The sequence below is a fragment of the Candidatus Competibacteraceae bacterium genome (genome assembly GCA_016713505.1).
Taxonomy (GTDB): domain Bacteria; phylum Pseudomonadota; class Gammaproteobacteria; order Competibacterales; family Competibacteraceae; genus Competibacter_A.
In genome coordinates, this window is sequence record JADJPA010000001.1 from 1,788,324 (window position 1) to 1,811,186 (window position 22,863).

The 22,863-nt window shown below is 62.2% G+C and carries 18 protein-coding genes; 14 read left to right on the top strand and 4 right to left on the bottom strand.

All coding sequences use genetic code 11. The features are described 5' to 3' along the window. Positions 1-82 precede the first annotated feature (82 nt). From IPK09_08105 to IPK09_08125, 5 genes are all read left to right on the top strand, one after another. On the top strand, positions 83-2,329 hold the full coding sequence (locus IPK09_08105; protein MBK7983579.1) for a copper-translocating P-type ATPase: 2,247 nt from the start codon (positions 83-85) through the stop codon (positions 2,327-2,329). 73 nt (positions 2,330-2,402) lie between these two features. Beyond that, the gene (locus IPK09_08110; GenBank protein ID MBK7983580.1) at positions 2,403-2,735 is read left to right on the top strand and encodes a hypothetical protein; all 333 of its coding nucleotides are present in this window, start codon (positions 2,403-2,405) and stop codon (positions 2,733-2,735) included. Further along, positions 2,732-4,705, top strand: coding sequence for a GAF domain-containing protein (locus IPK09_08115; GenBank protein MBK7983581.1), 1,974 nt, complete (start codon positions 2,732-2,734; stop codon positions 4,703-4,705). The genes IPK09_08110 and IPK09_08115 overlap by 4 nt, the downstream gene beginning before the upstream one ends. Before the next feature lie 15 nt (positions 4,706-4,720). Further along, a complete protein-coding gene (locus tag IPK09_08120) occupies positions 4,721-6,649 on the top strand; it encodes a PAS domain-containing protein (protein ID MBK7983582.1) in 1,929 nt (642 codons plus the stop codon). Positions 6,650-6,665: 16 nt separating this feature from the next. Beyond that, complete coding sequence (locus IPK09_08125; GenBank protein MBK7983583.1) at positions 6,666-7,280, top strand: response regulator transcription factor; 615 nt, start codon at positions 6,666-6,668, stop codon at positions 7,278-7,280. Between the two features lie 44 nt (positions 7,281-7,324). On the opposite strand, the gene IPK09_08130 is transcribed toward IPK09_08125, so the two are convergent. Beyond that, complete coding sequence (locus IPK09_08130; protein MBK7983584.1) at positions 7,325-8,077, bottom strand: enoyl-CoA hydratase/isomerase family protein; 753 nt, start codon at positions 8,075-8,077, stop codon at positions 7,325-7,327. A gap of 249 nt (positions 8,078-8,326) precedes the next feature. On the opposite strand from IPK09_08130, the gene IPK09_08135 reads away from it, so the two are divergent. Continuing rightward, positions 8,327-10,504, top strand: a complete 2,178-nt coding sequence (locus tag IPK09_08135) for a DUF4214 domain-containing protein (GenBank protein ID MBK7983585.1) — start codon at positions 8,327-8,329, stop codon at positions 10,502-10,504. A gap of 177 nt (positions 10,505-10,681) precedes the next feature. Then, positions 10,682-12,841 (top strand): phosphate acetyltransferase, encoded by a 2,160-nt coding sequence (pta, locus tag IPK09_08140; GenBank protein MBK7983586.1) that lies wholly within the window; start codon positions 10,682-10,684, stop codon positions 12,839-12,841. On the opposite strand, the gene IPK09_08145 is transcribed toward pta, so the two are convergent. Further along, the gene (locus IPK09_08145) at positions 12,842-13,441 is read right to left on the bottom strand and encodes a methyltransferase domain-containing protein (protein ID MBK7983587.1); all 600 of its coding nucleotides are present in this window, start codon (positions 13,439-13,441) and stop codon (positions 12,842-12,844) included. Positions 13,442-13,721: 280 nt separating this feature from the next. Then, a complete protein-coding gene (locus IPK09_08150; GenBank protein MBK7983588.1) occupies positions 13,722-14,114 on the bottom strand; it encodes a hypothetical protein in 393 nt (130 codons plus the stop codon). A gap of 231 nt (positions 14,115-14,345) precedes the next feature. Between IPK09_08150 and IPK09_08155 the strand changes: the two genes are divergently transcribed. From IPK09_08155 to IPK09_08175, 5 genes are all read left to right on the top strand, one after another. Further along, the gene (locus IPK09_08155; GenBank protein ID MBK7983589.1) at positions 14,346-14,669 is read left to right on the top strand and encodes a PepSY domain-containing protein; all 324 of its coding nucleotides are present in this window, start codon (positions 14,346-14,348) and stop codon (positions 14,667-14,669) included. 68 nt (positions 14,670-14,737) lie between these two features. Next, positions 14,738-15,349 (top strand): cytochrome b/b6 domain-containing protein, encoded by a 612-nt coding sequence (locus IPK09_08160; protein ID MBK7983590.1) that lies wholly within the window; start codon positions 14,738-14,740, stop codon positions 15,347-15,349. Positions 15,350-15,416: 67 nt separating this feature from the next. After that, entirely contained in the window at positions 15,417-15,737 is a 321-nt protein-coding gene (locus IPK09_08165; GenBank protein ID MBK7983591.1) for a PepSY domain-containing protein, read from the top strand. Between the two features lie 2 nt (positions 15,738-15,739). After that, positions 15,740-16,411 (top strand): response regulator transcription factor, encoded by a 672-nt coding sequence (locus IPK09_08170; protein MBK7983592.1) that lies wholly within the window; start codon positions 15,740-15,742, stop codon positions 16,409-16,411. Then, on the top strand, positions 16,408-17,757 hold the full coding sequence (locus IPK09_08175; protein MBK7983593.1) for a sensor histidine kinase: 1,350 nt from the start codon (positions 16,408-16,410) through the stop codon (positions 17,755-17,757). The genes IPK09_08170 and IPK09_08175 overlap by 4 nt, the downstream gene beginning before the upstream one ends. A gap of 70 nt (positions 17,758-17,827) precedes the next feature. Here IPK09_08175 and pyk read toward each other — a convergent pair whose 3' ends face one another. Continuing rightward, complete coding sequence (pyk, locus tag IPK09_08180; protein MBK7983594.1) at positions 17,828-19,303, bottom strand: pyruvate kinase; 1,476 nt, start codon at positions 19,301-19,303, stop codon at positions 17,828-17,830. Positions 19,304-19,557: 254 nt separating this feature from the next. Here pyk and IPK09_08185 point away from each other — a divergent pair, with 254 nt between their 5' ends. Together IPK09_08185 and IPK09_08190 are read left to right on the top strand one after the other, a co-directional pair. Next, a complete protein-coding gene (locus tag IPK09_08185) occupies positions 19,558-21,687 on the top strand; it encodes a glycosyl hydrolase family 57 (GenBank protein MBK7983595.1) in 2,130 nt (709 codons plus the stop codon). 252 nt (positions 21,688-21,939) lie between these two features. Beyond that, a complete protein-coding gene (locus IPK09_08190; GenBank protein MBK7983596.1) occupies positions 21,940-22,782 on the top strand; it encodes a hypothetical protein in 843 nt (280 codons plus the stop codon). Positions 22,783-22,863 lie beyond the last annotated feature (81 nt).

The following is a 22,863-nucleotide window of genomic DNA, read 5'->3' on the forward strand; positions in this document are numbered from 1 at the left end:
CTCACCTGGACCGACCTGCAAACCCATCTCTGGGCCTACCACCTGGGAACGCCCGGCCTTCACCTCCCGGAGAATCCGCATCATGCCAACCGCACCCTCCGACAAGCCGCTCCGTCTCGCCATCGCCGGCATGAGTTGCGCCGGTTGTGTCGCCGCCGTGGAAACCGCGTTACGCGCTGTTTCGGGCGTGACCGAGGCCCACGTGAATCTGGTCGAACGCACCGCCCAGGTCACTGGCGCGCCGCGAGTTGCGACGCTGCTCGCGGCGGTGCGCGAGGCCGGTTACGAAGCTAGCGAACTGCGCGATGCCAGCGATGAAAGCGAGCGCGACCGAGCCGAGCGGACCCGTTACCGGCGGCTGATCCGCAACGCGCTGGTCGCGGGCGCGCTCGCCGCGCTGCTGATGCTCGGTGAAATGACCGGCGCAGCGCCGAGTCTGGCGACGCCGGGCGGACAGCTCTTCTGGATCGCGGCCGGCGTGGCGACTTTGGGCGTGCTGCTGTACGCCGGCGGCCATTTTTTCAGCGGCGCCTGGCGGCAATTTCGCCATCATAACGCCAACATGGATACCTTGATCGCGCTGGGCACCGGTTCGGCGTGGTTTTACTCCATGTTGGTCGCGCTGTTTCCCGACAGCGTACCCACTCTGGCCCGACACGCTTATTTCGAGGCGGCGGTCACCATCATCGCTTTGATCAACCTCGGCTCCGCGCTGGAAAGCCGGGCGCGCGGCAAGGCCTCGGCCGCGATCCAGCGCCTGCTGGGCCTGCGCCCGAAAACCGCCCGGCTGATCGAAGGCCAGCAGGAGCGGGATGTCCCTATCGATACGCTCGCCAGCGGCGCCCTGATCCGGGTGCGACCGGGCGAGAAAATTCCCGTGGACGGCATCGTCACCAGCGGGCAATCCAGCGTGAATGAAGCGATGCTCACCGGCGAAGCCTTGCCGGTGGTCAAACGCGAAGGCGATGCGGTCACCGGCGGCACTCTGAACGAATCCGGCAGCTTCATCTTTCGAGCGATCCGGGTCGGCGAGGAGACGGTGCTGGCGCACATTATCGCCAGCGTCCGGCAGGCCCAGAACAGCAAACCGCCGCTGGGCCGGCTGGCCGACCGGGTGGCCGCCGTGTTCGTGCCGGCGGTGCTGATCGTCGCCGTCCTGACCGCGCTGGCCTGGTTCAACGTCGGTCCCGAGCCGCGCGGCGGCTTCATGTTGGTGACGACCTTGACGGTGCTGATCATCGCCTGCCCCTGCGCGCTGGGACTGGCGACGCCGATTTCCATCATGGTCGGCGTCGGCAAGGCCGCCGAACACGGTATCCTGATTCGCGATGGCGAGGCGCTGCAACGCGCCGGCCAACTGACCGCGGTGGTGCTCGATAAAACCGGCACGGTCACCACCGGCCGGCCGACGGTCACCCGGCTGATCGCCCTGCCGGGTTTCGATGAAACCGAACTGCTACGACTGGCGGCCGGTCTGGAGACGGGTTCCGAACACCCGCTAGGGCAGGCGATCGTGAAGGCCGCCCAGGAACGCGGCCTGTCCGTCCCCGCGCCGGCCGCGTTCGAGGCGATTGCCGGCCAGGGCGCGAGCGGTCGCGCGGCCGACCGCTCGCTGCGGGTCGGCAACCGGCGCTTGCTGGAGGCCGCCCAAATCGATGCCGCGCCTCTGGCGGATCAAGCCGAGCGACTGGCCGCCGCCGGCCAAACGCCGGTCTTCGTGGCGATCGACGGCTGGCCGGCCGGCCTCATCGCCGTGGCCGACCCGCTCAAGCCCGATTCGGTCGAAGCCATTCGCCGCCTGCGGGATTTAAAGCTGCGCGTGATCCTGCTGACCGGCGATCACCGCGCGACCGCCCGCGCCATCGCCGCCGAAGCCGGCATCGACACCGTTTTTGCCGAGGTGCCGCCCACCGCCAAGGCGGATCTCATCGCCGACTTGCAAGCGCGGGGCGAGATCGTGGGCATGGTCGGCGACGGCATCAACGACGCGCCGGCCCTGGCCAAGGCCGAGGTCGGTTTCGCGATGGGGACCGGCACTGACGTCGCCATCGAAAGCGCCGGCATCACGCTGGTCGGCGGTTCGCTGCGCGGCATCGCCGACGCCATCGCTATTTCCCGCGCCACCGTCACCAATATCCGGCAGAATTTGTTCGGCGCTTTCCTTTACAATACCTTGGGCATACCGCTTGCGGCAGGCGTCCTGTATCCCGCGACCGGACTGCTGCTCGACCCGATGCTGGCCGGCGCGGCGATGGCGCTGTCGTCCTTTACCGTGGTCAGCAATGCCAACCGATTGCGCGGTTTTCAGCCGAAAGGGGTGCCGGCATGACAGCTTATCTCGTCAACCTGGCCGGACTGGGGCTGATCGCCTTGATTATCTGGTGGTTTTGGATCGCACGCTCATGAAATCTCCCGATGTTCCCAAACTGGCTGGACCGTACCGGAAACCGGCTTGGCTGCAGCGGCTGGCCCTGGGCCTGACGTCCGCCCTGGTGTTGGTCGCGACGTTCGCCGTCGCTTCCGTCGTGTTCGCGGCGTTGCTGGTCCTGGGCCTGGCGGTCGGCGGCTGGCTGTGGTGGCAATACCACAAACTGACCCGCAAGATGCGCGAGGCGCAACCCGATGCGCTCGAAGGGGAATACGAGATCGAGTCAGGCCCTCTGGCGCTGGAAGCTCGGTCGGACCCGGCTCCGTCCGCCGGCGCCGCTCCGACCGAACCCCGACCGGCGCCATGAACGCCATGGCGCCGGATGCCATCGCGTTCTCCAGCTCCGCGAACGATCTCATTTCCCAGCGCATTTACACCGACCGGGTGCGCTTGTTGTACGCCCAAGCGCCGCTGGGGGTGGTCGGCAGCCTGTTCGTGGCGCCCCTGCTCGCCTTCATCCTCTGGAACACCGTACCGCATTCGATTCTAGTGATTTGGGTGTTGTTCCTGGAGACCACCGTCGCGATCCGCTGGGCGCTGACGGTCGCCTTCCAGCGCCGCGCCGCCGGGGCTGAGGCCATCGAGCGTTGGGCCGAACGCTATACTTGGGCTTGCGCCGCGAGCGGGGTCGGTTGGGGGGGCTGCGTGGTTCTGCTGGCGCTGTCCCCCTCGCTGGTCGAACAAAGTTTCATCATGCTGATCCTCGGCGGCGTCTTGATGGGCGGCGTGCTTGCCATGACGCCGGTATTGGCCACCTGCATGGCCTACGCCCTGCCTCTGGCGCTGCCGTCGGTGTCGTGGCTGCTCCTGCAAGACGATCTGCTGCGCATCGTCATGGGGACGACCGGATTGTTATATCTGTTGCTGGCGTTGGGCACCGCCCACCGCTACCACCGGACGCTCGGCCAGTATTTGAGGTTGGCCCTGGAAAATCTCGATCTCGCCCAATCCTGCGCCAAGGCGCAGGAACAAACCGAGCGCACCAACCGGCGCTTGGCCGAACAACAAGCGGTGCTTCAAAGCAGCGTGGATGCGCTGCGCGAGTTTTACCGCATCATTTCCACGCCGCGCCGCCACGCCAACAGCCAAATCCAAGCGCTGCTGGCGATGGGTTGCCAGCGGTTCGGGGCGGATACCGGAGTGCTGGCGCGCGTGGAGGGTGAAGGCTATGAAATCGTTCAGCTCGTTGCGCCCGACAAGCAACTCGCTCCGGGGGACCGGTTCGCCTTGGACGATACCTGCTGTCAGGAAACCCTGCGCGCGCGGCAGCCCGTGGCGTTCGAACCCGCCTTCACCCGGTTTCAGGACAGGCGGCAGCCCCAGCACTTCAAGCGTCAGGTAGCCACCTATCTCGGCGCCGCCGTGCAGGTCGGCGACCGCGCCTTCGGCACGCTCAGCTTTTCCGACCTTCGGTCCCGGCCGGCTCCGTTTACCCCGGTCGATCTCGAATTGATTCAACTCATGGCGCAGTGGGTGGGCACCACCCTCGAACAAGATCGCATGACCGTCGCCGCCCAACGCCAACACACCTTGCTGGCCCATGCGTCGCGGCTCAATACCCTGGGCGAGATGGCCTCCGGACTGGCGCACGAAATCAACCAGCCCATCACCGCCATCGCCTTGTATACCGAAACGTGCCTGGCCCGGCTGCGAAGCGCGCAAGCCAATCCGAATGAAATCCGAGAAACCCTGGAGAAAATCGCCGCGCAAAGCGCGCGGACCAACACCATCATCCAGCAAGTCCGTCATTTCGCCCGTCAAAGCAAACCGCAATACCTTTCGGTTCGCATCGAGGACCTGTTCGACGACATCGCGGATTTTCTGCGCCTGGAAGTTCACCGCCACCGCATTCAGTTCCATCAGAACATCGATGCGGAGCTGCCGTTGGTATTGGCCGATCCCCTGCAATTTCAACAGGTGGTCCTCAACCTGATTCGCAACGCGGTGGATGCCGTGAACCAGAGTGAAGGCCCACGCATCATCACCGTGTTTGCCCGGCTCGCTGAGGAGGTCGTCGAAATCGGCGTGAAAGACACCGGACCCGGCGTGGCTCCCGATATCTTCAATCAATTGCTGAATCCGTTTTTCACTACCAAGCCCGATGGGCTGGGTTTGGGATTGTCGATCAGCCAATCCATCGTCGAGGCGCATGGCGGCCGGCTGTGGGCGACTTCCAACCAAGGCCCCGGCCTTACCTTGCATTTCACCTTGCCCGTCGCCAGCCGCGCCAAGGCCTCCGAACGGATCGCCGCGGATTTGTCTCTGGCGGCGAACTGATCCGGAAACCCAGCGTTGATTGGCCTCAAACCCCCAGCGGCGCCCTCCGAAGATCGGCCTTGGCCGGCTCAGCGCAAGGCGTTGCTTTCAGACGAGCAGCGGCCTGAAACCGGCTGGCGGCGCTGGCGTCCCCATCACCTTGATCCGGCCACCGTCAGCCTGCTTTTCACGGCGGCCGGCCTGCTTTGGCTTTTGGTGGTCGATCCGATCCTCGCTACCGGGTTCCACGGTGATGGCCCGAAACGGCTTTTCGAACAATGGCCCAACGTGCTGGCAACCCTCACCGGCGGCATCCTGCTTTATGGACTGCTGCAAGCCCGCGCCAACAGCGCCGCTCGCGCCCAACAGACGCAAGCGCTGCGGCTGAGCGAGTTCATGGAGCGGATGTTCGATGGGGCCTTCATCAAGGACCGCCAGGGCCGCTACGTCCTCCTTAACCCGGCGGGCGTCCGACTCGCGAGCCGCTCCTTGAGCGAGTGCCTGAATCGGGACGATCTCGCCTTGTTCCCGGCCGATATGGCCCGAAAGATCATGGAGGACGATCGGCGCGTGATCGCCAGCGGCGAACTGTTGAGCCGCGAGGACACCTTCACCTTTCAAGGCGATACCCGAACCTTCCTCTCCACCAAATGGCCCTGCCGGGATAGCGCTGGCGCAATCGTCGGCATTCTCGGCATCGTCCGAGACATCACCGTTCAAAAGCAGGCCGAACAGCGCCCGCAACGCACGCGCGTCGACTTGGAAGCGCGCGTGCGGGAGCGCACTGTCCAGCTGCTGGCCATCAATGCAAATCTGGAACGGCAGATCGCCGCCCGCACTCAGGCGGAACTCGCCTTGCGCGACAGCGAGGAGCGCTTCCGCCAGCTGGCCGAACACATCCGGGAGGTGTTCTGGGTCCACGGTATCGAGCAGGAAAGGCCGCTCTACATCAGCCCCGCCTACGAGGACATTTGGGGGCGGCCCATCGACGGCCTGCACGACCGCCCGCAGGATTGGATCGAAGCGGTCCATCCCGACGACCGGGCGCGCGTGCAAGCCGCCCATGTCGCCAAGCAGCACTCGGGACACTTCGATGAAGAATATCGGATCGTCCGCCCCGACGGCACGGTCCGCTGGATTTGGGATCGCGGCTTCCCCATCCTTGACGAAAGCGGCCACATCTACCGCATCGCCGGCTTGGCCGAGGACATCACCCACCGCAAGTTGGCCGAGGATCAATTGCGGCGGCAGCAGGTGGAACTGGCCCGCATGTCGCGGCTCAGCCTGGCGGTCGAACTGGCTTCCAACCTGGCCCACGAACTCAACCAACCGCTGGCGGCCATCGTCGCTTACACGCAGGCGTGTCTAGCCTTGCTGCACCAAGCCAATACCGATCCCCGCGTGCTGACCGGCCCGCTTGAGGAAGTGGTCAAGCAAGGGCTGCGCGCCGGCGAAATCATCCGTCACTTACGCGAGCTGGTTGACAAACATCCGGCCGCCCAGTCCGCGCTCGATCTGAACGCGCTGATTCGCTCCGTCGTCCACTACGCGCAACTGGAAGTCCGTCAGGCCGGCGTCGTGTTGCGCTTGGAATTAACCGACGGCTTGCCGCCGGCCCTGGCCGACGATATCCAGATTCAACTGGTCGTGCTGTATTTGATCCGCAACGCCCTCGAAGCCATCAGCGCGAAGAACAGCGAACCCCGCGAGGTGATCCTGCACACCGCCCGGCTCGATGCTGGCCGGGTGCAAGTCACCGTCCGGGATACAGGACAGGGCTTGAGCCCGGAGGTCCAAGACCGCTTGTTCCAGCCCTTCTTCACCACCAAGGCGGGCGGCATGGGGCTGGGGCTGTCGGTCAGTCGTTCCATCGTCGAATCGCAAGGCGGACAGCTGTGGGCGACTTCCAATCCAGAGGGCGGAGCTTCGTTCCATTTCAGCCTGCCTATCCATGCCTCTTCTTGAAATAAACCCGCGCCGCATGTCCGACACGCCCACCGTTTTTCTGATCGATGACGACCGCGCGGTGCGCGATGCCGTCGGCTTGCTGTTGCAAGCCAGCGGGTTCGCCGTCGAGACCTTCGCCAGCGCGGCTGAATTTCTCGACGCGGGCGTCGTCCACCGGCCGGGCTGCCTGGTGCTGGACGTGCGGATGCCCGGTCTCAGCGGCTTGGATTTGCAGAAAGAATTGTGGGCCAAAGGCCACCGCACCCCGATCATCTTCATGACCGGCCACGGCGATGTTCCGATGGCGATTCGGGCCATGAAAGCCGGCGCTTTCGATTTTATCGAGAAACCCTTCCAGGGCCAGACGCTGCTCGCCCGCATCCGCGAAGCGCTGGCTTTCGACTCCCGGCAACGCCGCCGGCAGGCGTGTCGCGATAAGGCGGCCGCGCGGCTGGCGCTGCTGTCGCCCCGCGAGCGGGAAGTGCTGGAGCGGGTGGCGGAGGGGCAGTACAACAAAGTCATCGCCGCCGAACTCGGCATCAGCCTTTCCACCGTGGAAATCCACCGCAAGCGAGTCATGGAAAAACTGCAAGCCGAGTCGCTGTCGGACTTGATTCGCTTGCTGGCCTTGTTGGATGAGCGGCTCTGAAGCGCGGCGTTCGCCCCTCATCCGCCGGGCCTTCAGGAGCCGGATTACCGACGTTGCGCGAAGGTGAGCAGGGCCGCCCGCGCTTCGGGCGAACCCAATAGCTCGATGAAGTACCGGCTTTCCAACGCGATGCTGTCTTTCACCCGCTCCGCGTCGGGCTGTTTCAGCAAGGCCTTGGTCAGCCGCACCGCCCGCGCCGGCAGCGCCGCCAAGCGCCGCGCTTGCGCCAGCGCCAACTCCAGGGTCGCCTCGGCATCGGCCCCGATCCCGTTGATCAGACCCCATTCCAAAGCGCGCTCCGCATTGAACGCATCGCCGAGCAGCAACAGCTCCGCGGCGCGGGCGTGGCCGATCCGCCGCGGCAACAGCCAACTGGAACCTGCCTCGGGGCACAAGCCGAGATTGACGAAGGGCATGCGCAAGACCGCTCCAGCCCGCGCGTACACCAGATCACAATGCAGCAGCAAAGTCACGCCAATACCGACCGCCATCCCGTTGACGGCGGCGATCAGCGGCTTTTCAAAGCGCTGTAGCGCCATCAGAAACTGGAATACCGGACTCTCTTCGTCGGTAGGTGGCGCCGCCAAAAAATCGGCGATATCGTTACCGCTGCTGAAGCTGTCCTCGCTGCCGGTCACCACCACCACATGGGTCGCCGGATCGCGGCCAGCCTCAGCCAGTAGCGCCGTCAGCGCCGCGTACATGGCGCGGGTCAAGGCGTTCTTTTTGGCGGGTCGGTGGACGCGCGCCAACACGACATGCTCCTGCTGCTCCGTCACAATGTCTTGGGTGTGCATCGTCACTATCACTCCGTCAAAGGATTCAATAGCCGTTTTATGAAGCCGGTCGCGTTTGGCAAGATCCTGACAATCGCACCGCTCTCTCGCCACGTCCGCGCGTCAGCCCCGCCAAGGAACCCCACGCTGCCCGCTCCAGCCCGCCGCCGAGCGTTTCGTGGTTTTTGGCTGCTTTCCCTTTCATCGGCACAGTTCATGCTTTAGCGGACGACGTTATGTTTTTGCCGATGACATCATAAGGTATCACCCATGCCGAGCCGCCTCCTTCTTCAACCCAGCACCCTGCTGGGGCTGTTTGTCCTGCTGTTTTCGAACGCGGCGGCGGCCGTGGATTGGTATGTCGCCTTAAACGGTAGAGACGACTGGAACGCCAGCGGCTCCATCAGCGACCCTTTTGCCAGCATCAGCCGAGCGTTCTGGAGCGGTTATGCCGGCCCTGGAGATACCGTCTACGTGCGCGGCGGAACTTACTTTCTGACAGCACCTCAGTGGGTTAGCGTGGGTGGCGCTTCTACCGCACCCCTGACGTTGCGGCCTTATCCGAACGAAAAAGTCATTCTGGATGGCGCCGGACTGCCAGCAACCGGCCCCGCCGTGCTCACCGTGTTGGCAAGCCACGTCATCGTCGATGGATTTACCGTCGCTAATTCAACCGGCATCGGCATCCAGATCTGGCCGGATTCCACGCCCGCCGAAAATGTCGTGATACGCAACAACATCGTTCACGATTGCCAAAAATCGGGCATTTTCATCGGCCACAAGCTCGATCAAACCACGGCCGGGGTCCGCAACGTTCAGATCGTCGGCAATACGCTCTATCACAACGTCCAGGAGAATCGGGCGCGTACTTGGACCAGCAACTGGCACCCGACCCTGGGCATCCTCTACAGTCAAGACATCGCCGTTCAGGGCAATCGGGTCTATGAGAATTACGGCGAAGGCATCAGCGTCATGCAGTCACGTCGCATCGCTGTGTCCCGTAACGTGGTTCACGACAATTACTCGGTCAACCTCTACATCGACGGTGGCACCGAAACCCGCCACGAAGCCAATCTCGTCTACTCAACCGGCAAAACCGATTATTTCCGCGATTTTTATCACACGCCGGGCAAAGTGCCGTTACCTGCTTCCGGCATTCAGATCGCCAACGAAAGCTGGTCGGAATGGACCACCCCGATCCTTTCCTCGAACAACCTCATCACCAACAACATTTTCATCGGCAATCGCGCGGCCCTGAGCTATGGGAACTATCAGAACGGCGGTGGCCTGAGAAGCCTGCGGTTTGCCTTCAACACCCTCTACGCGCAAGTCGAGACCGCCTTACAAATCGACCCTGACACCCACAGCGACAACGAGTTTTCCAACAATATCTCCGTGCAGATCGACGGTGTGCCGCATACCTGGTTGAGCGGTGATGTCAGCGGTTTTCGCTTTCACCACAATCTCTGGTCGGGCGGAGCGCCTCAGCCCGTTGCCCGGAGCGCTTCCGATCGATACAGCGACCCGTCCTTCAACCGACCCGGCGGTTACACGGCCGCCGATTACGTCTTGCTGCCCGGATCACCCGCCGTTGCCGCCGGCCAGACCTCGACGGACGTCTCCCAGGATTATTTCGCTAAATCGCGCCAAACACCACCGACCCTGGGCGCCTCCGAATCGTTGGAACTCGCTTACAACACCTTGATCGATCACTACTATCTGGCCATTCTCGGCCGTGCTCCAGATGCGGGCGGCAGAACGCACTGGGAAAACGAAGCGCTCCGCATGCAGATTTTAGAGGTCGATGTCCAGGAAGCCTTTCGCGTGATGGCCGGCTGGTTCTTCAGCAGCCCTGAGTATCTGACCAAACAAACCAGCGACGAGCAGTACGCGGTCGATTTGTACCGCACCTTTTTCAATCGCCAACCGGACAGTGGCGGTTTGAGCTTCTGGGTCGGACAACTGGCCCAAGGGATGCCGCGCAGTTTGGTGCTGTACGCCTTCCTCTTCTCGCCCGAATTTACCAGCTACATGCGGAACCTGCTCGGCAACACCAGCAGCCGGAGCGAAGTCTACGCCGTCATCGACTTCTATCGCGGCTTCCTCAACCGCTTGCCGGACAGCGCCGGACTCGATTACTGGTTGGGACGGTTTCGCACCGCCCAGTGCCAGGGGGCGGCGGCGATCAACGCCGAAGTCGATACCATTTCCCGCCAGTTTATTGCCAGCGCGGAATACGTTCAGCGCAACCGCAACAACAGCGATTATGTCGCCGACCTGTATTACGCCTTTCTGCGGCGCGGCGCGGAACCGCAAGGCTTCCAGTATTGGCTGGACCAATTGAACAGAGGCGCGCTCAGCCGCGATCAAGAACGCTTGCTGCTGCTGCGGTCGCCCGAGTTTCAGAGCCGGGTCCAACAAATAATCCAGCAAGGCTGTTTGCTTTAAGCAGCACTCTCAAGGATGGTCTGGAAATAATTAGTGACGTTGGAGTTGCTCAACTGCACCACAGCAGTTTTTTAAAAGCACGAATTAATTATTAACTTAGTAATTTTTGTATCTTTTAAGGGTCAATAGGTGTATTCTATATTGCATCGCAGCATAGATTAGTCCCAGGGAACCGCCATGACCACCGCCATTCTTGTCGTCCCCACCGAGCAACGGGTCGGGTTGACCACCGTCGCTCTCGGCCTCGTGCACGCGCTCGATCGCGAGGGAATCCCCGTGGGTTTCTGCAAGCCCATCAGCCAGCCGCACGCCAGCGACACCGGGCCGGAGCGCTCGACTCGGCTGGCGCGCATGGTGACCAGCTTGAACCCACCCGAACCGCTTCCGGTCAGCGATGCGGAAAACCTGCTCGGCCACGACCGGGAAAACGTCTTGCTGGAAGAAGTCATCGCCCGCTACGAGCAGGCGGCCCACCACGCCAGCGTCGTCGTCGTCGAAGGCTTGATGGACACCGAGGAACAACCTTACGGGACCCGCCTCAACACCAAGATGGCGCAAAGCCTGGACGCCAAAATCGTCATCGTCACCGCGCCCGGCCGGGACACGCCGCGTCAGGTCGCCGACACCGTCGAAGTGGTCGCCCGCGCCTACGGCGGCATCCGCCACGAGCGAATGCTCGGCGCCATCATCAACCTGTTGGACGCGCCGGTGGATCAAACCGGCCACATCCGCTTCGACTTCAGCCGCGCTGAAAACGGCCACGAGCCCGGCCATGAAGCCGCTTTTCAGGCGGAATGCGCCCATCACTGGCCCGAAACCTTCAAGCTGCTGGGCTGCATTCCCTGGCAGCGCGAGCTGAGCGCCCCGCGGGTGCGGGATATCATGCAACTGATCGGCGCGCAGATTCTCAACGAGGGACAGTTGAACCGACGGGTCACCCACGTCGTGCTGGGCGCTTCCACCTTGGTCAACAGTTGCCAGGAATTGCGGCCCGGCGCCATGGTCATCATTCCCGGCGACCGCGACGATCTGTTGCTGGCCATCTGCATGGCGACCATGAGCGGCACGCATGTCGCCGGCGTTCTGCTGGCCGGCGGCCTCAGACCCGACCTGCGGGTCTGGAAGCTGTGTGGCCCGGCGCTCGATGTCGGCCTGCCGGTGCTGACCATTCCCCACAGCACCCTACAATCGGTGCTTTATCTACCCCATCTCAATCTGGAGGTTCCGCTCGACGATCGCGACCGGATGCAACAGGCCGTGGAAGCGGTCGCCTCGCACATCCGGCTAGATTGGAAAGAACCCCTACTGACCCGGATCGAAGAGCGCCGGCTCAGTCCGCCCGCCTTCCAACATACCTTGGTGGAACGGGCGCGCAAAGCCAACAAACGCATCATCCTGCCGGAAGGCAACGAGCCGCGCACGATCGAGGCCGCCATCATCTGCCACCAGCGCGGCCTGGCTCGCTGCGTGCTGATGGGCGACGGCGGACGGATGCATCGCTTGTCCGCCCGCCGTGGCATGAGCATCCCGCCGGATATCGAGATCCTCGATCCGACTCAAATCGACCGCCGTTACATCGACGCCATGGTCGAACTGCGCCAATCCAAGGGGCTGACGGCGGGCCTGGCCGAAGAAGAACTGCACGATTCGGTGGTGCTGGGCACCATGATGCTGCAACTCGGTGAAGTCGACGGGCTGGTATCTGGGGCCGTGCACACCACCGCCAATACCATCCGGCCCGCCCTGCAACTGATCAAGACCGCGCCCGAGGCCCGGCTGGTCTCCTCGATTTTCTTCATGTGCTTGCCGGAGCAGGTGCTGGTTTATGGCGATTGCGCCATCAACATCAATCCGAGCGCCGAGGATTTGGCCGATATCGCCATTCAAAGCGCCGAATCCGCCAAGGCCTTCGGCATCACCCCCCGCGTCGCCATGCTGAGCTACAGCACGGGCACCTCGGGCGCCGGCAGCGACGTGGAAAAAGTCAAGCAAGCCACTCGGCTCGCCCGCCAGCGGCGGCCGGACTTGCTGATCGACGGACCGCTGCAATACGACGCGGCCACCATCAAGACCGTGGCGCAGAGTAAGGCTCCGGACAGTCAGGTGGCGGGACGGGCGACGGTGTTCATCTTCCCCGATCTCAACACCGGCAACACCACTTACAAGGCGGTCCAGCGCAGCGCCGACGTCATCAGCATCGGCCCGATGCTGCAAGGGCTGAACAAGCCGGTCAACGATCTGTCGCGCGGCGCGCTGGTGGAAGACATCGTTTTCACCATCGCCCTGACCGCGATTCAGGCCGAACAGGCCGCCGAACGGACGCGCGAGCGCCGCTGACTAGCTTTTCCGTTCGAATACCTCGACCCTGGCCGGCGGCAGATTGCTCCAGATGATCTTGCTGGAGAGCTTGCGGAAGCGGGGCAGCAAGCCGGAGCGGGTGCCGCGCAGATCGTAGGTGAACTGCACGAGCGAGCCACCCCAGTCGAGCAGGGTTTCGAACTGATGGCTGATGGCGCGGGTGGTGGCGGGATGCAGCGAACGCAACGGCAAGCTGGAAACGATGCTGCTGACGCTCTTGGTCTTTTCGTGGTTCAGCAGTTGGCTCAATTGGGCGGCATCGCCTTGAATGATCCGCAGTTGTGGAAAGCGCTGGCGCAGGTGATGGGCTAGGGTCGGCGACCGTTCGACGACCACCAGCTTCCACGGCGGCAGCCCGCGCTTGAGCAAAGCGGCGGTCACGGCGCCGGTTCCGCCGCCCAGTTCCAGCACCAACCCCTCCCGATCCCACGGCACTTGAGCGGCCATGTAGCTCGCCAGCGCGGGCGCGCTCGGACAAGCGGCCCCCATGGCCCTGGGATTGGCCAGGATCTCTCGGGTGAACAAGGCCAGCGAGACCGTTCCGGGATTTTGTAGCAGAACCTTCACAAAATGTTTCATACCCTACTTAGTATTATGGTCGGGGAAACTGTCGGAAAAACGCACCTACGCCATCGAGCCGCGCGCGAGCTTCTGGCTCGCAACCGCGGGAAGGCGTCGGGGATGAATGGAAGCCGGACGGCCGTGGAAGAGCACGTCAATTTCCATTTCGAGTGTCGACCGGGGCGGCGGAATGCGCCAGCAAGCCCCAAGCGAATTGGAGCAGTCCCAGCCAGCTTCGGAAAAACCCGGAGTACGGCCACGGACCAACGCCGGCTGGAGCTGGCGAGCCCGGCCACGCTCAAGCCGGTTTGCGCAACTGCGCCTGCTCGGCCTCGAACAGCGTCGAGGCCAGATGATGCAATCCTTCCTGCTCGGCCAATTCCGAAATTTCTTCCCAGGAAGCGCCACGATCGATGGCGGCGGCGGTTTGGCTGGCGTCGGGCAAGCCCTCCCGGACGGTTCGCACGAAGTCATCGGTCGCCGCGGCGGAATCGTCTCCCGTTTGCGGGCCTTTCCGCAGTGCTTCCTGCTCGGCCTCGAACAAGACTGTAGCGAGCTTGTGCAAGCCCTCCTCCTCAGCGAGTTCGGAAATTTCCTCCAAGCTGGCCCCGCGATCGATCGCCGCCGCCGTCTTGCTGGCGCGGGGAAGATCGCTTCGGATCGACTGGAGTAGTTGGTCGAGATTTTTCATTTCCACTGAATAAAACTCCGCTTTAGCCGTAGGGTTTACGCCAACGAATGATCAAGTCTAAAGCGCTCTTTCCGAATTGCCAACTTGAAGCTTTAGCGGCGAGGGAGTTTTCAGGTTGCTTTCAGGTTGTCGCCTTACACTGCGGTTTCGTAGCTTAGGCGGTTTCGGCCTCCGTCCGCCCAAACCGCCGATCCATTCGATTTCATTGCGCAAACGACCCGGGAGTAATCCATGATGAACATTCGTACCCTGTTGACCGCTTCCGCTCTGCTGGCGCTTGTCGCCTCCGCTAGCACTCTCGTTTCAGCCGCTGAAACCAACAGCGCCGCGCCGGCCGCCGCGCCGGCCACCGCAACCGCCGCGTCAGCCATCACTAAGGAACAGGCGGTCGAGATGGCCCTCAAGGCGCACCCCGGCAAAGTCACCAAAGCTTATGAAGACACCAAGAAAGGCAAAAAGACCTGGGAAGTGAAAATCGACGGCGCCGACGGTAAGAAATGGGAGGTGTACTACGAGATCAAGACCGGACAGCTCGTCGCGGAAGAAGGAAAATAAAGCTCGATCCGTCCGATTAACCCGCCGCCTCCGTAGCGGGAGGCGGCGCTAAAACGCCGATACCGACTATGAACGCCGCCAATACATCTGAATTGGTCGTTTGGGATCCGTTGGTCCGCCTGTTTCACTGGACCCTGGTGGCAGCGTTCTGTGCTGCTTACCTCACCGAAGGCGAACCGTTCGAGGCTATCCAGGAGCAGCTAGATGGCGCGTGGCTGCAATCCGTCCATGTTTGGGCCGGTTACCTCATCGCCGGATTGCTGCTGTTTCGGTGGGTCTGGGGTTTCATCGGCCCGCGCCACGCCCGTTTCGATGATTTCGTGCGCGGTCCTCGCGTCACGTTCGCTTACGTCAAACAGGTGCTGCTACTGCGCGCCCCGCGCCATCTGGGACACAATCCCGCTGGCGGCGCGATGATCGTTATTTTACTCTTGAGCCTGACCGTCATCGCGGTTTCCGGCCTGGCGCTGTACGGGGCTGACAAGGGCCTGGGCCCTCTCGCCGGCCTGCTGGCGGACGCCAATGATTCCACCATTCACACTCTTGAAGAGGTGCATGAGTTTTTTGCCAACTTCACCCTGCTGTTGATCGCCGGACATCTGCTGGGGGTGATTTGGGAAAGCCTGTTGCATCGCGAAAATTTGGTTCTTGCTATGTTCACCGGCCGCAAACGGGCCTGAGCGCGGCGCTTTATGGCATAGTTCTCGTTCGCCCGGCTCGCCCGTTCGCCAGCAAGGAGCGCTCGACATGTCGATAGATCACCTTCAATACTTTGTTCTGGTCTTTCTACTGGCCGTGGGTCTGTTAGGAGCCGGTCAGGCGGCGGCGCGCTTCGACCATAATGAAATCCGCCGGTTGTATCGCTCCGGAACCATTTTGTCGCTGGACGCCATCATCGCCAAGCATCGGCACCGCTATCCCGGCGGCCAGTTATTGGAAGCAGAGCTGGAATTCGAGCGCCACCGCTACGTGTACGACTTGAAATTTATCGATGACGACGGCGTGGTGCGTGAATTTGAATATGACGCCGCGAGCGGCGAGTTATGGCACTTGGAAGATAAAAAATAGCGATGCGCTTGTTACTGGTCGAAGACGATATTCCACTGGCCAGCCGCCTGCGGATCGACTTGGAGCAGGCCGGGTACGCCGTCGATACGGTCGCCGACGGCTTGGAGGCTGAATTTATGGGCTCATCCGAGCCTTATGACGTCGTGGTGCTGGATCTCGGGCTGCCCGGCCGCCCTGGTCTGGAGATATTAAGCCACTGGCGCGCGGCCGACAATCCAGTGCCCGTGTTAATTCTGACGGCCCGAGACGCCTGGCACGAAAAAGTGGACGGTTTCAAGGCCGGCGCCGATGACTATCTGGGCAAACCCTTTCATACCGCCGAGTTAGTCGCCCGGCTCCACGCGCTATTGCGGCGCAGCACGGCCCGGCCGAACGGCCCGCTCCGAGTCGCCGGGCTCGAATTGAGCGAGGAAACCCAAACCGTGCTCGTGCTGGCCACCGGTCAAACATTCGACCTGACCGGGACCGAGTTTCGGCTCCTGCGTTATTTTATGCTGCATTCCGGCCGCGTGCTCTCCAAAACGCGCCTGACCGAACACGTTTATGACTTTGAAAGCGAACGCGACAGCAATGTCCTAGAAGTTTATGTGAACCGGCTGCGGCGCAAGCTCGGTCGCGATTTGATCGGCACGCGCCGGGGCCAGGGCTACGTGTTCGGGGCCGATGCGCCGTGACCTCGCTGCAAACCCGGTTGTCCGCCGGCCTGAGCGCCGGACTGGCCGCGCTGACCCTGTTGGTGCTCGCCGGCGGCTACTATTCCTTGCGGCGCGTCACCGAGGATTTCGTCGTCACCCGGCTGGAACATGATATGGACACCGTGTTGTCGGCCTTGCAATTCGACGGTGAAGGCCGACCTTTGTTGGCGACCGAACGAATGGGGGCTCCATTCCACCAACCCTATTCAGGCCATTACTACAAAATTACAACCGCAAGCGGCGAGATCCGTTCCCGCTCGCTGTGGGATGACGACCTGCCGGCACTACCGGCTCTCAGCCACAACCATTCCACTCGATCCTTCGCCGTGGGACCGCAGAACCAGCAGTTGCTGTTGGTCGGCCGTGCTTTTCAGCTCCAGAGCCTGCCGGTCACCATCGTCGTCACCGAAGATTTCACGCCGATGGATAAAGGGCTCAAGCGCTTGCTGTTGCAGTTTGGCCTGATCGCCTTGGGGCTGTTTGGCGCGCTGCTCCTGCTCCAGCGCATGATCGTGCGCAGGGGCTTGACGCCCTTGGATCAGGTCCGCCGCGAGCTGCCCCGCCTGGCGCGGGGCGAAATTTCCCAACTGTCAGTCGATGCCCCGGACGAGGTGCGTCCGCTCGTTGGCGAGCTCAACCGCTTGCTGGAACTGATGAACCAGCGCCAACGGCGCACCCGGCACGCCCTGGGCAACTTGGCTCATGCGTTGAAGACACCGCTGACCGCCCTGACTCAACTGACCGATCAACCCCCGGCCGCCGGCAATACCAGGGATTGGTGGCTGGATTTACGCCAACAACTCCAGCATATCCGCCGGCTGACCGAACGGGAATTGAAACGGGCGCGCATCGCCGGCGGCGGCACGCCCGGCCAACGGGTCATGCTCACCCAAGAGATCATCGATCTGACCGACACGCTGCGGCGTATCCACCGCGACTGCTCGCTGCATTTCGAACTGCGGGTGCCGTCGGACAGCATCTTTCCTGGCGACCGTGACGATCTGTTGGAACTGCTCGGCAACCTGCTCGACAACGCCTGCCAATGGGCCCGACAGCGGGTCTTGTTGACCGCGAACACCGATGCCGGAGGGTTGTGGCTGCAAGTCGAGGACGACGGCCCCGGCTGCCCGCCGGACCAACTGGAGCTACTGCGGCAGCGGGGAACCCGGATCGACGAGTCCCGCGCCGGTTACGGCCTGGGTTTAGCCATCATCAGCGATATCGTCGCCCAGTACGGCGGCACCTTGCGGTTGGGCCGTTCCGAAACGCTGGGCGGCTTGCTGGCCGAGGTAGCGTTGCCCCACCCGCCCAGCGGGCGGATTTGAATCAGCTCCGCATCGCTCTTTCGACCGGCTGAGCCTCGGCGCCCGCCGCCGTCGCGAATGCCGCCGAGCGTCAGCCGCCCTGCTCGACCCTCACCACTTTGATCATGTTGGTGCCGCCGGACACGCCGACCGGCACGCCAGCGCTGAACACCACGATCTCGCCCTCTCGCACCATGCTCTTGTTGAGCAGAAATTCGGTGGCGGCGCTCAGCAAATCGTCCACTGAACTGACGACAGTCCCCAGTTGTAAGGGCGTCACCCCCCAAATCAGCGCCAGCTTGCGCAAAGTTCCCAGCTTCGAGCTGAAAGCGATCAATGGCGCCACCGGTCGGAATTTGGCCAAACCCGACACGCTGGAACCGCTGTTGGTGAAACCGACCAGATAGCGGGCGCGAACTTTTTCCACCAAATCCACCGTGGCGAAATGCACGGCGTCCTCGACCCGCTGGCCCGCCTTGGCCAGCAGCTCCTCCTGCGTCAGCACGCTCTTGTGCATCAGCGCCTTGAAGATATCGCTGCCTTCGACGCTGAGCGCGATGTTCTTCATCATCCGCACCGCCGCGACCGGATACTGACCGGCGGCGGTTTCCGCCGACAGCATCACCGCATCGGTGCCATCCAGGATGGCGTTGGCCACGTCGTTGGCCTCGGCGCGGGTCGGCCGGGGATTGTTGATCATGGACTCCAGCATTTGCGTCGCGGTGATGACCGGCTTTCCGGCAATATTGCAAAAGCGGATGATGGTTTTTTGCATCAGAGGCACATCCTGCGGCGAGGTTTCCACCCCCAGATCGCCGCGCGCCACCATGATCGCGTCAGCCACGGCGATGATGCCGTCAATATGCTTGAATGCCTCGGGTTTCTCGATCTTGGCGATGATCGGAATCTTGCGGCCGTAAGTGCTCAACATGAAATCGATCAGTTCCTTGACATCCTCGGCGTCCCGCACGAACGACAGCGCGACGTAATCCAGGCCGTGCTCGTAGGCGAACTGCAAATCGGCCCGATCCTTGGCGGTGATCGCCGAAATCTTCAGTTTGATGTTGGGCAGGTTGACGCCCTTGCGCGGCTTCAGCCGGCCGCCGTTGACCACTCGGCTAAAGATCTCGTGGCCTTCGATCCGCTCGACGGTCAGCTCGAACAGTCCATCGTCGATCAAGATGCGGTCGCCGGCTTTGACTTCCTGATGCAAGCTGCGATGGTCGATAGCGATTTTCTTGACCCCCTCGTGAATGCCGCCGATCAGGTCGTCGGTGGTCAGCACCAGTATCTCGCCGGTAGCGACTTCCAGAAACTCGCCCTCCAACTGACCGAGCCGGATTTTCGGCCCCTGCAAATCCTGAAAAATGGCGATGTAGCGATTCAGTTTCTGTGCGGTTTCCCGTACCAATCGCACGGACAAGGCATGATCCTCATGCGTGCCGTGAGAAAAATTCAACCGGATCACGTCGGCACCTTCGACCAGCAAGCCTTCGATGACCTCGGGATTCCGTGAATTCGGCCCCAATGTCGCCACGATCTTGGTGAACTTCAGCACTTTCGCCATGCTCGATATCGCCCTCTAGCCGGAACGGTTCTCAAATCAAAACAATCAAGTGGTTATCATTATCGCTATCATCCAGTGTAAAGGATGCGGCGGTTTCCCTCAAAATCGATTCAGCGGCAACCGGCTTTGTCCGAGGTTGCAGCGGCAATTCGCCCTAGCCCGATTAAACTGATAGCGATCACTTCAAAAGCCCGCCTCTCCTTTGCTTTTCCTGGAAGGCGAACAGGATGGACAAACCCACGCGAGGAGTTGCAATGACTGAGGTATTTACCCGCATATTGCGAATCGACCTGCCCGAGACGCTACATTGCGATGAATCCGGCAAAAATCCGGCGTTCAGCATCAGTTTCGTCACCGACGGCGAAGTCCCCTTTCCGCAACTGATCCTGCACGCGCCGGACGGCCAGCACCTGTGCAAGGACGCCGCAATCCAGGCCAGCGTCGGAACCGGCGGTGAATACATTTACACGGCGAGCATCCCGGCCGGCTCGCTGCGACCGGGCGAGATCCAGGTCCAGGCGGAAGGGTGTCGCAAGGCCGACCTCAACCAAGCTGGCGGCGGCGACTGGATCAAGAGCTTCGGTCAGTTGCGCCTCGCGCCGAGGGCCAAACCGGCACCAGCCCTCCGGGTCGCCAGCGGTTCCGGCGATACGGCGGTCAAGCTGTATTTCGGCATCCACAAGCACATGCATCAACCCTACTATAACGCGGTCGACCAGCGTTATTGGGACGGTGAGAAGGATTCGATCTTCGGCGCGCGCGGTGGACCCTACACCCATTTCATTCCGACCGCCGTGCGCCAGTACGCTGGGGGCGGCCTGCCCCACGCCGGTTTATCGACCAGTTGGAGCGGCTCGCTGATCGAACAGCTCGACCGTTGCGCGGCCGAGGGGCTGTGCGGTGGCCGATTTGGCGGCTGGAATAACGAGCTGCGCGCCGTCGCCCAGGAAAAAACCGCGCTCGGTCATCCACGGGTGGATTTCAGCGCCTTCGGCTTTTTTCATCCGCTGATGGCGCTGATCCCGGATCGGGATATCGTCAAACAGGTCGAATGGCATCGCGGCATCATCCGCGCCGCCTTCGGCATCGAGGCGTCCAGCGTGATGTTTCCGCCGGAAACAGCCTTTCATGTCCGCATGATTCCGGCGCTGAATCAGGCCGGCGTCAAAGCGGTGATTTACGATTCCATCCACCGCTTCCGGGCCTGCCGCGACTATCCTTACGCCGGCATCAACGAAGGCATGTTGCCGCCCAATCCCGCCGAACAGCGCAACCCCTCAGCCAACGACTGGCTGCAACTGCGCAACATCTGGGCCGGCTCCAAGATTTCGCCCAGCCTGCTCAAGCCGGAATACGTCCAGTACGAAGACCCGGACGGCACGCTTCATAAAATCATCGCCGTGCCAGCGGAACGCTACATCGGCAACGAAGACGCGCGCGGCGGTTTCGGAGCCTTGCAATATCCCGACGTGCTGGGTCAGGTCTATAACTCCATCGTCGAGACCGGCACTTTCGACCCAAAACATCCGCCGTTTTTTATCCTGCATTCGGACGGCGACAATCACGGCGGCGGCGCGGACAGCTACTACAACCACAACACCGGCCAACTGGTGCAATGGTTGCAGGGTGACCCGCGTTTCGAGCTGACCACGGCGCACGACTATCTGGATCGCTTCCCGCCCGATCCCGATCGGGCCGCGCATATCGAACCCGGCTCGTGGAGCGGCGCGGACAACGGCGATCCGCAGTTCATGAAATGGTTCAGCCGCTACGACCAGCCCTACTCGCCCGATCTGAATTCCTGGGCGGTGCTGACCGCGTTTCAGAACGTCGCGCACGCCCTGGAAGACGCCGATCCCGACAAGCCGTGGCTGGATGATGTCAGCCGCCTGCTGCTGACCGCCGAGACCAGTTGCTACTGGTATTGGACCGGCCAGCACATCTGGGACCAACAGGTTACCGATGCCGCCAACGCCGGCTACGGCAGAGTGAAAAGCGAGGTGGACGCCCTACTGGCCTCCGGCCGGGATCGCACCGGTCCGACCATCTTCGCGCCGTGGGTCACGCCGGAAAATCCGGGCGGCAAGCGCTGGGGCCAAGGCTGCTTGCTCGATGCGCCGCGCGAGGGGACGGTGCATACCTTCGTCTACGACATCGCGGGATTGAAGCGGGTAACCTTGGTCTTGCGCGCCGCCACCGGTGAAACGCGCATCGAAATGAGCGATCGCGGTCCCTATCCCTCGCAAACCGGCGCGGCCGTCACCGCCCATTACTTTACCGCCCAGTTACCGGTCGGCGCGGGCGACGTGCGCTATTACATCGAGGCGGAGGACGGCAAGGGCAACATCTCGCGCGGGGCTTTGGAGCAAGTGTATTTGGCCTAAATCCAGCCATCTAGCCTCGGGCGCGCTAAATTTTACCCATTCGGCCTTGTTCCAAATCTCATCCAACAGCCGCCCGTTCCATCACCCGTTCCATCACTGGAACGGGTCTTGCCTAAATCCGATGGAGCCGGAGCTATTCCGCCCGGTTCAGCAAAACGTTGCAGCTGCCTGTCAAGGAGCTGTGGATCAAGCAAGGCGCGCCGCTTAAGCCAAGCCCGAACGCCGCACGTTCTCCACCCGGAGGAACCCAGCATGGCGACTGAGTATGACCTGGATAATATCGATCTGAAAAACGGGGCAAAGTCGCTGACGGCGGTCTGTGTCCCCAGCGGTTTTAAAGCTGGAGAGAAAGCCAACATCATTCTGTTTCTGCACGGTACCGGTCAAACCTCCATCCGAGATTACTTGCAGCAGCCCGAGCACGACTTGCAGACCGTTTTGGACAGTCCAAACCCCGTCAAACAAGTCATTTTGATCGCTCCGACCCTTTCCAAAAGCGCGCAGGGCGGTAATTTGGGTGGCGACGAGGCAGACACTATCCCTAAAAATGCCTTGCAATGGTACTTACCCCTGGTATCGGCGGAACTGCAAAAACAGAAACCCAACCCATCAATTCCCGAATTCGACACCCCGGATAAGGTGAGTAAGATCATTTTGGCCGCCCATTCCGGCGGCGGCAAGGTCATGCTCGCCCTGGCGCGCACCCGAGGCGCGGATAAATACGCCGACAAGATCGTGGAATGCTGGGGGTTCGATTGTTTGTACGGCCAAGCCAACGGCCCCCTATCGACGCCAGCACCCGCGCCGGAGCCCAAAGCGCCACAGCCAAAATGGACCGCGTGGGAGAGCAAGCAAAAAGCGCATCGCGAAATGCTCTGGGCCAACTGGCTACGCGACAACAGCAGCGTCGAGTTTTTCTTATATTGCGCATCGGGACCGCGAGGAGGCGGCACCGCGACCCGTTCCACCAACCTCGACAAACTGACGCAGCGCCGAACTCTGACCCAGGCTCACATCATCTTCGACAAGTCGGCAACTCACGACGGCATCATCAAACCCCGCTTCACCGAACGACTGGAAGCGCTGAATGCGTAGCGAATCAAGCCGTCAGCACTACGTTTGCCAAGCGGGATGGCGACTCCGACTTTCAAAGCGTTGGCCTCAATATTGCTGACT

Excerpts from the sequence above, each read along its gene's own strand:
- IPK09_08105 (MBK7983579.1), top strand. The coding sequence starts at position 83 with ATGCCAACCGCACCCTCCGACAAGCCGCTCCGTCTCGCCATCGCCGGC.
- IPK09_08110 (MBK7983580.1), top strand. The coding sequence starts at position 2,403 with ATGAAATCTCCCGATGTTCCCAAACTGGCTGGACCGTACCGGAAACCG.
- IPK09_08115 (MBK7983581.1), top strand. The coding sequence starts at position 2,732 with ATGAACGCCATGGCGCCGGATGCCATCGCGTTCTCCAGCTCCGCGAAC.
- IPK09_08125 (MBK7983583.1), top strand. The coding sequence starts at position 6,666 with ATGTCCGACACGCCCACCGTTTTTCTGATCGATGACGACCGCGCGGTG.
- IPK09_08130 (MBK7983584.1), bottom strand. The coding sequence starts at position 8,077 with ATGCACACCCAAGACATTGTGACGGAGCAGCAGGAGCATGTCGTGTTG.
- IPK09_08135 (MBK7983585.1), top strand. The coding sequence starts at position 8,327 with ATGCCGAGCCGCCTCCTTCTTCAACCCAGCACCCTGCTGGGGCTGTTT.
- pta (MBK7983586.1), top strand. The coding sequence starts at position 10,682 with ATGACCACCGCCATTCTTGTCGTCCCCACCGAGCAACGGGTCGGGTTG.
- IPK09_08145 (MBK7983587.1), bottom strand. The coding sequence starts at position 13,441 with ATGAAACATTTTGTGAAGGTTCTGCTACAAAATCCCGGAACGGTCTCG.
- IPK09_08150 (MBK7983588.1), bottom strand. The coding sequence starts at position 14,114 with ATGAAAAATCTCGACCAACTACTCCAGTCGATCCGAAGCGATCTTCCC.
- IPK09_08155 (MBK7983589.1), top strand. The coding sequence starts at position 14,346 with ATGATGAACATTCGTACCCTGTTGACCGCTTCCGCTCTGCTGGCGCTT.
- IPK09_08160 (MBK7983590.1), top strand. The coding sequence starts at position 14,738 with ATGAACGCCGCCAATACATCTGAATTGGTCGTTTGGGATCCGTTGGTC.
- IPK09_08165 (MBK7983591.1), top strand. The coding sequence starts at position 15,417 with ATGTCGATAGATCACCTTCAATACTTTGTTCTGGTCTTTCTACTGGCC.
- IPK09_08170 (MBK7983592.1), top strand. The coding sequence starts at position 15,740 with ATGCGCTTGTTACTGGTCGAAGACGATATTCCACTGGCCAGCCGCCTG.
- pyk (MBK7983594.1), bottom strand. The coding sequence starts at position 19,303 with ATGGCGAAAGTGCTGAAGTTCACCAAGATCGTGGCGACATTGGGGCCG.
- IPK09_08185 (MBK7983595.1), top strand. The coding sequence starts at position 19,558 with ATGACTGAGGTATTTACCCGCATATTGCGAATCGACCTGCCCGAGACG.
- IPK09_08190 (MBK7983596.1), top strand. The coding sequence starts at position 21,940 with ATGGCGACTGAGTATGACCTGGATAATATCGATCTGAAAAACGGGGCA.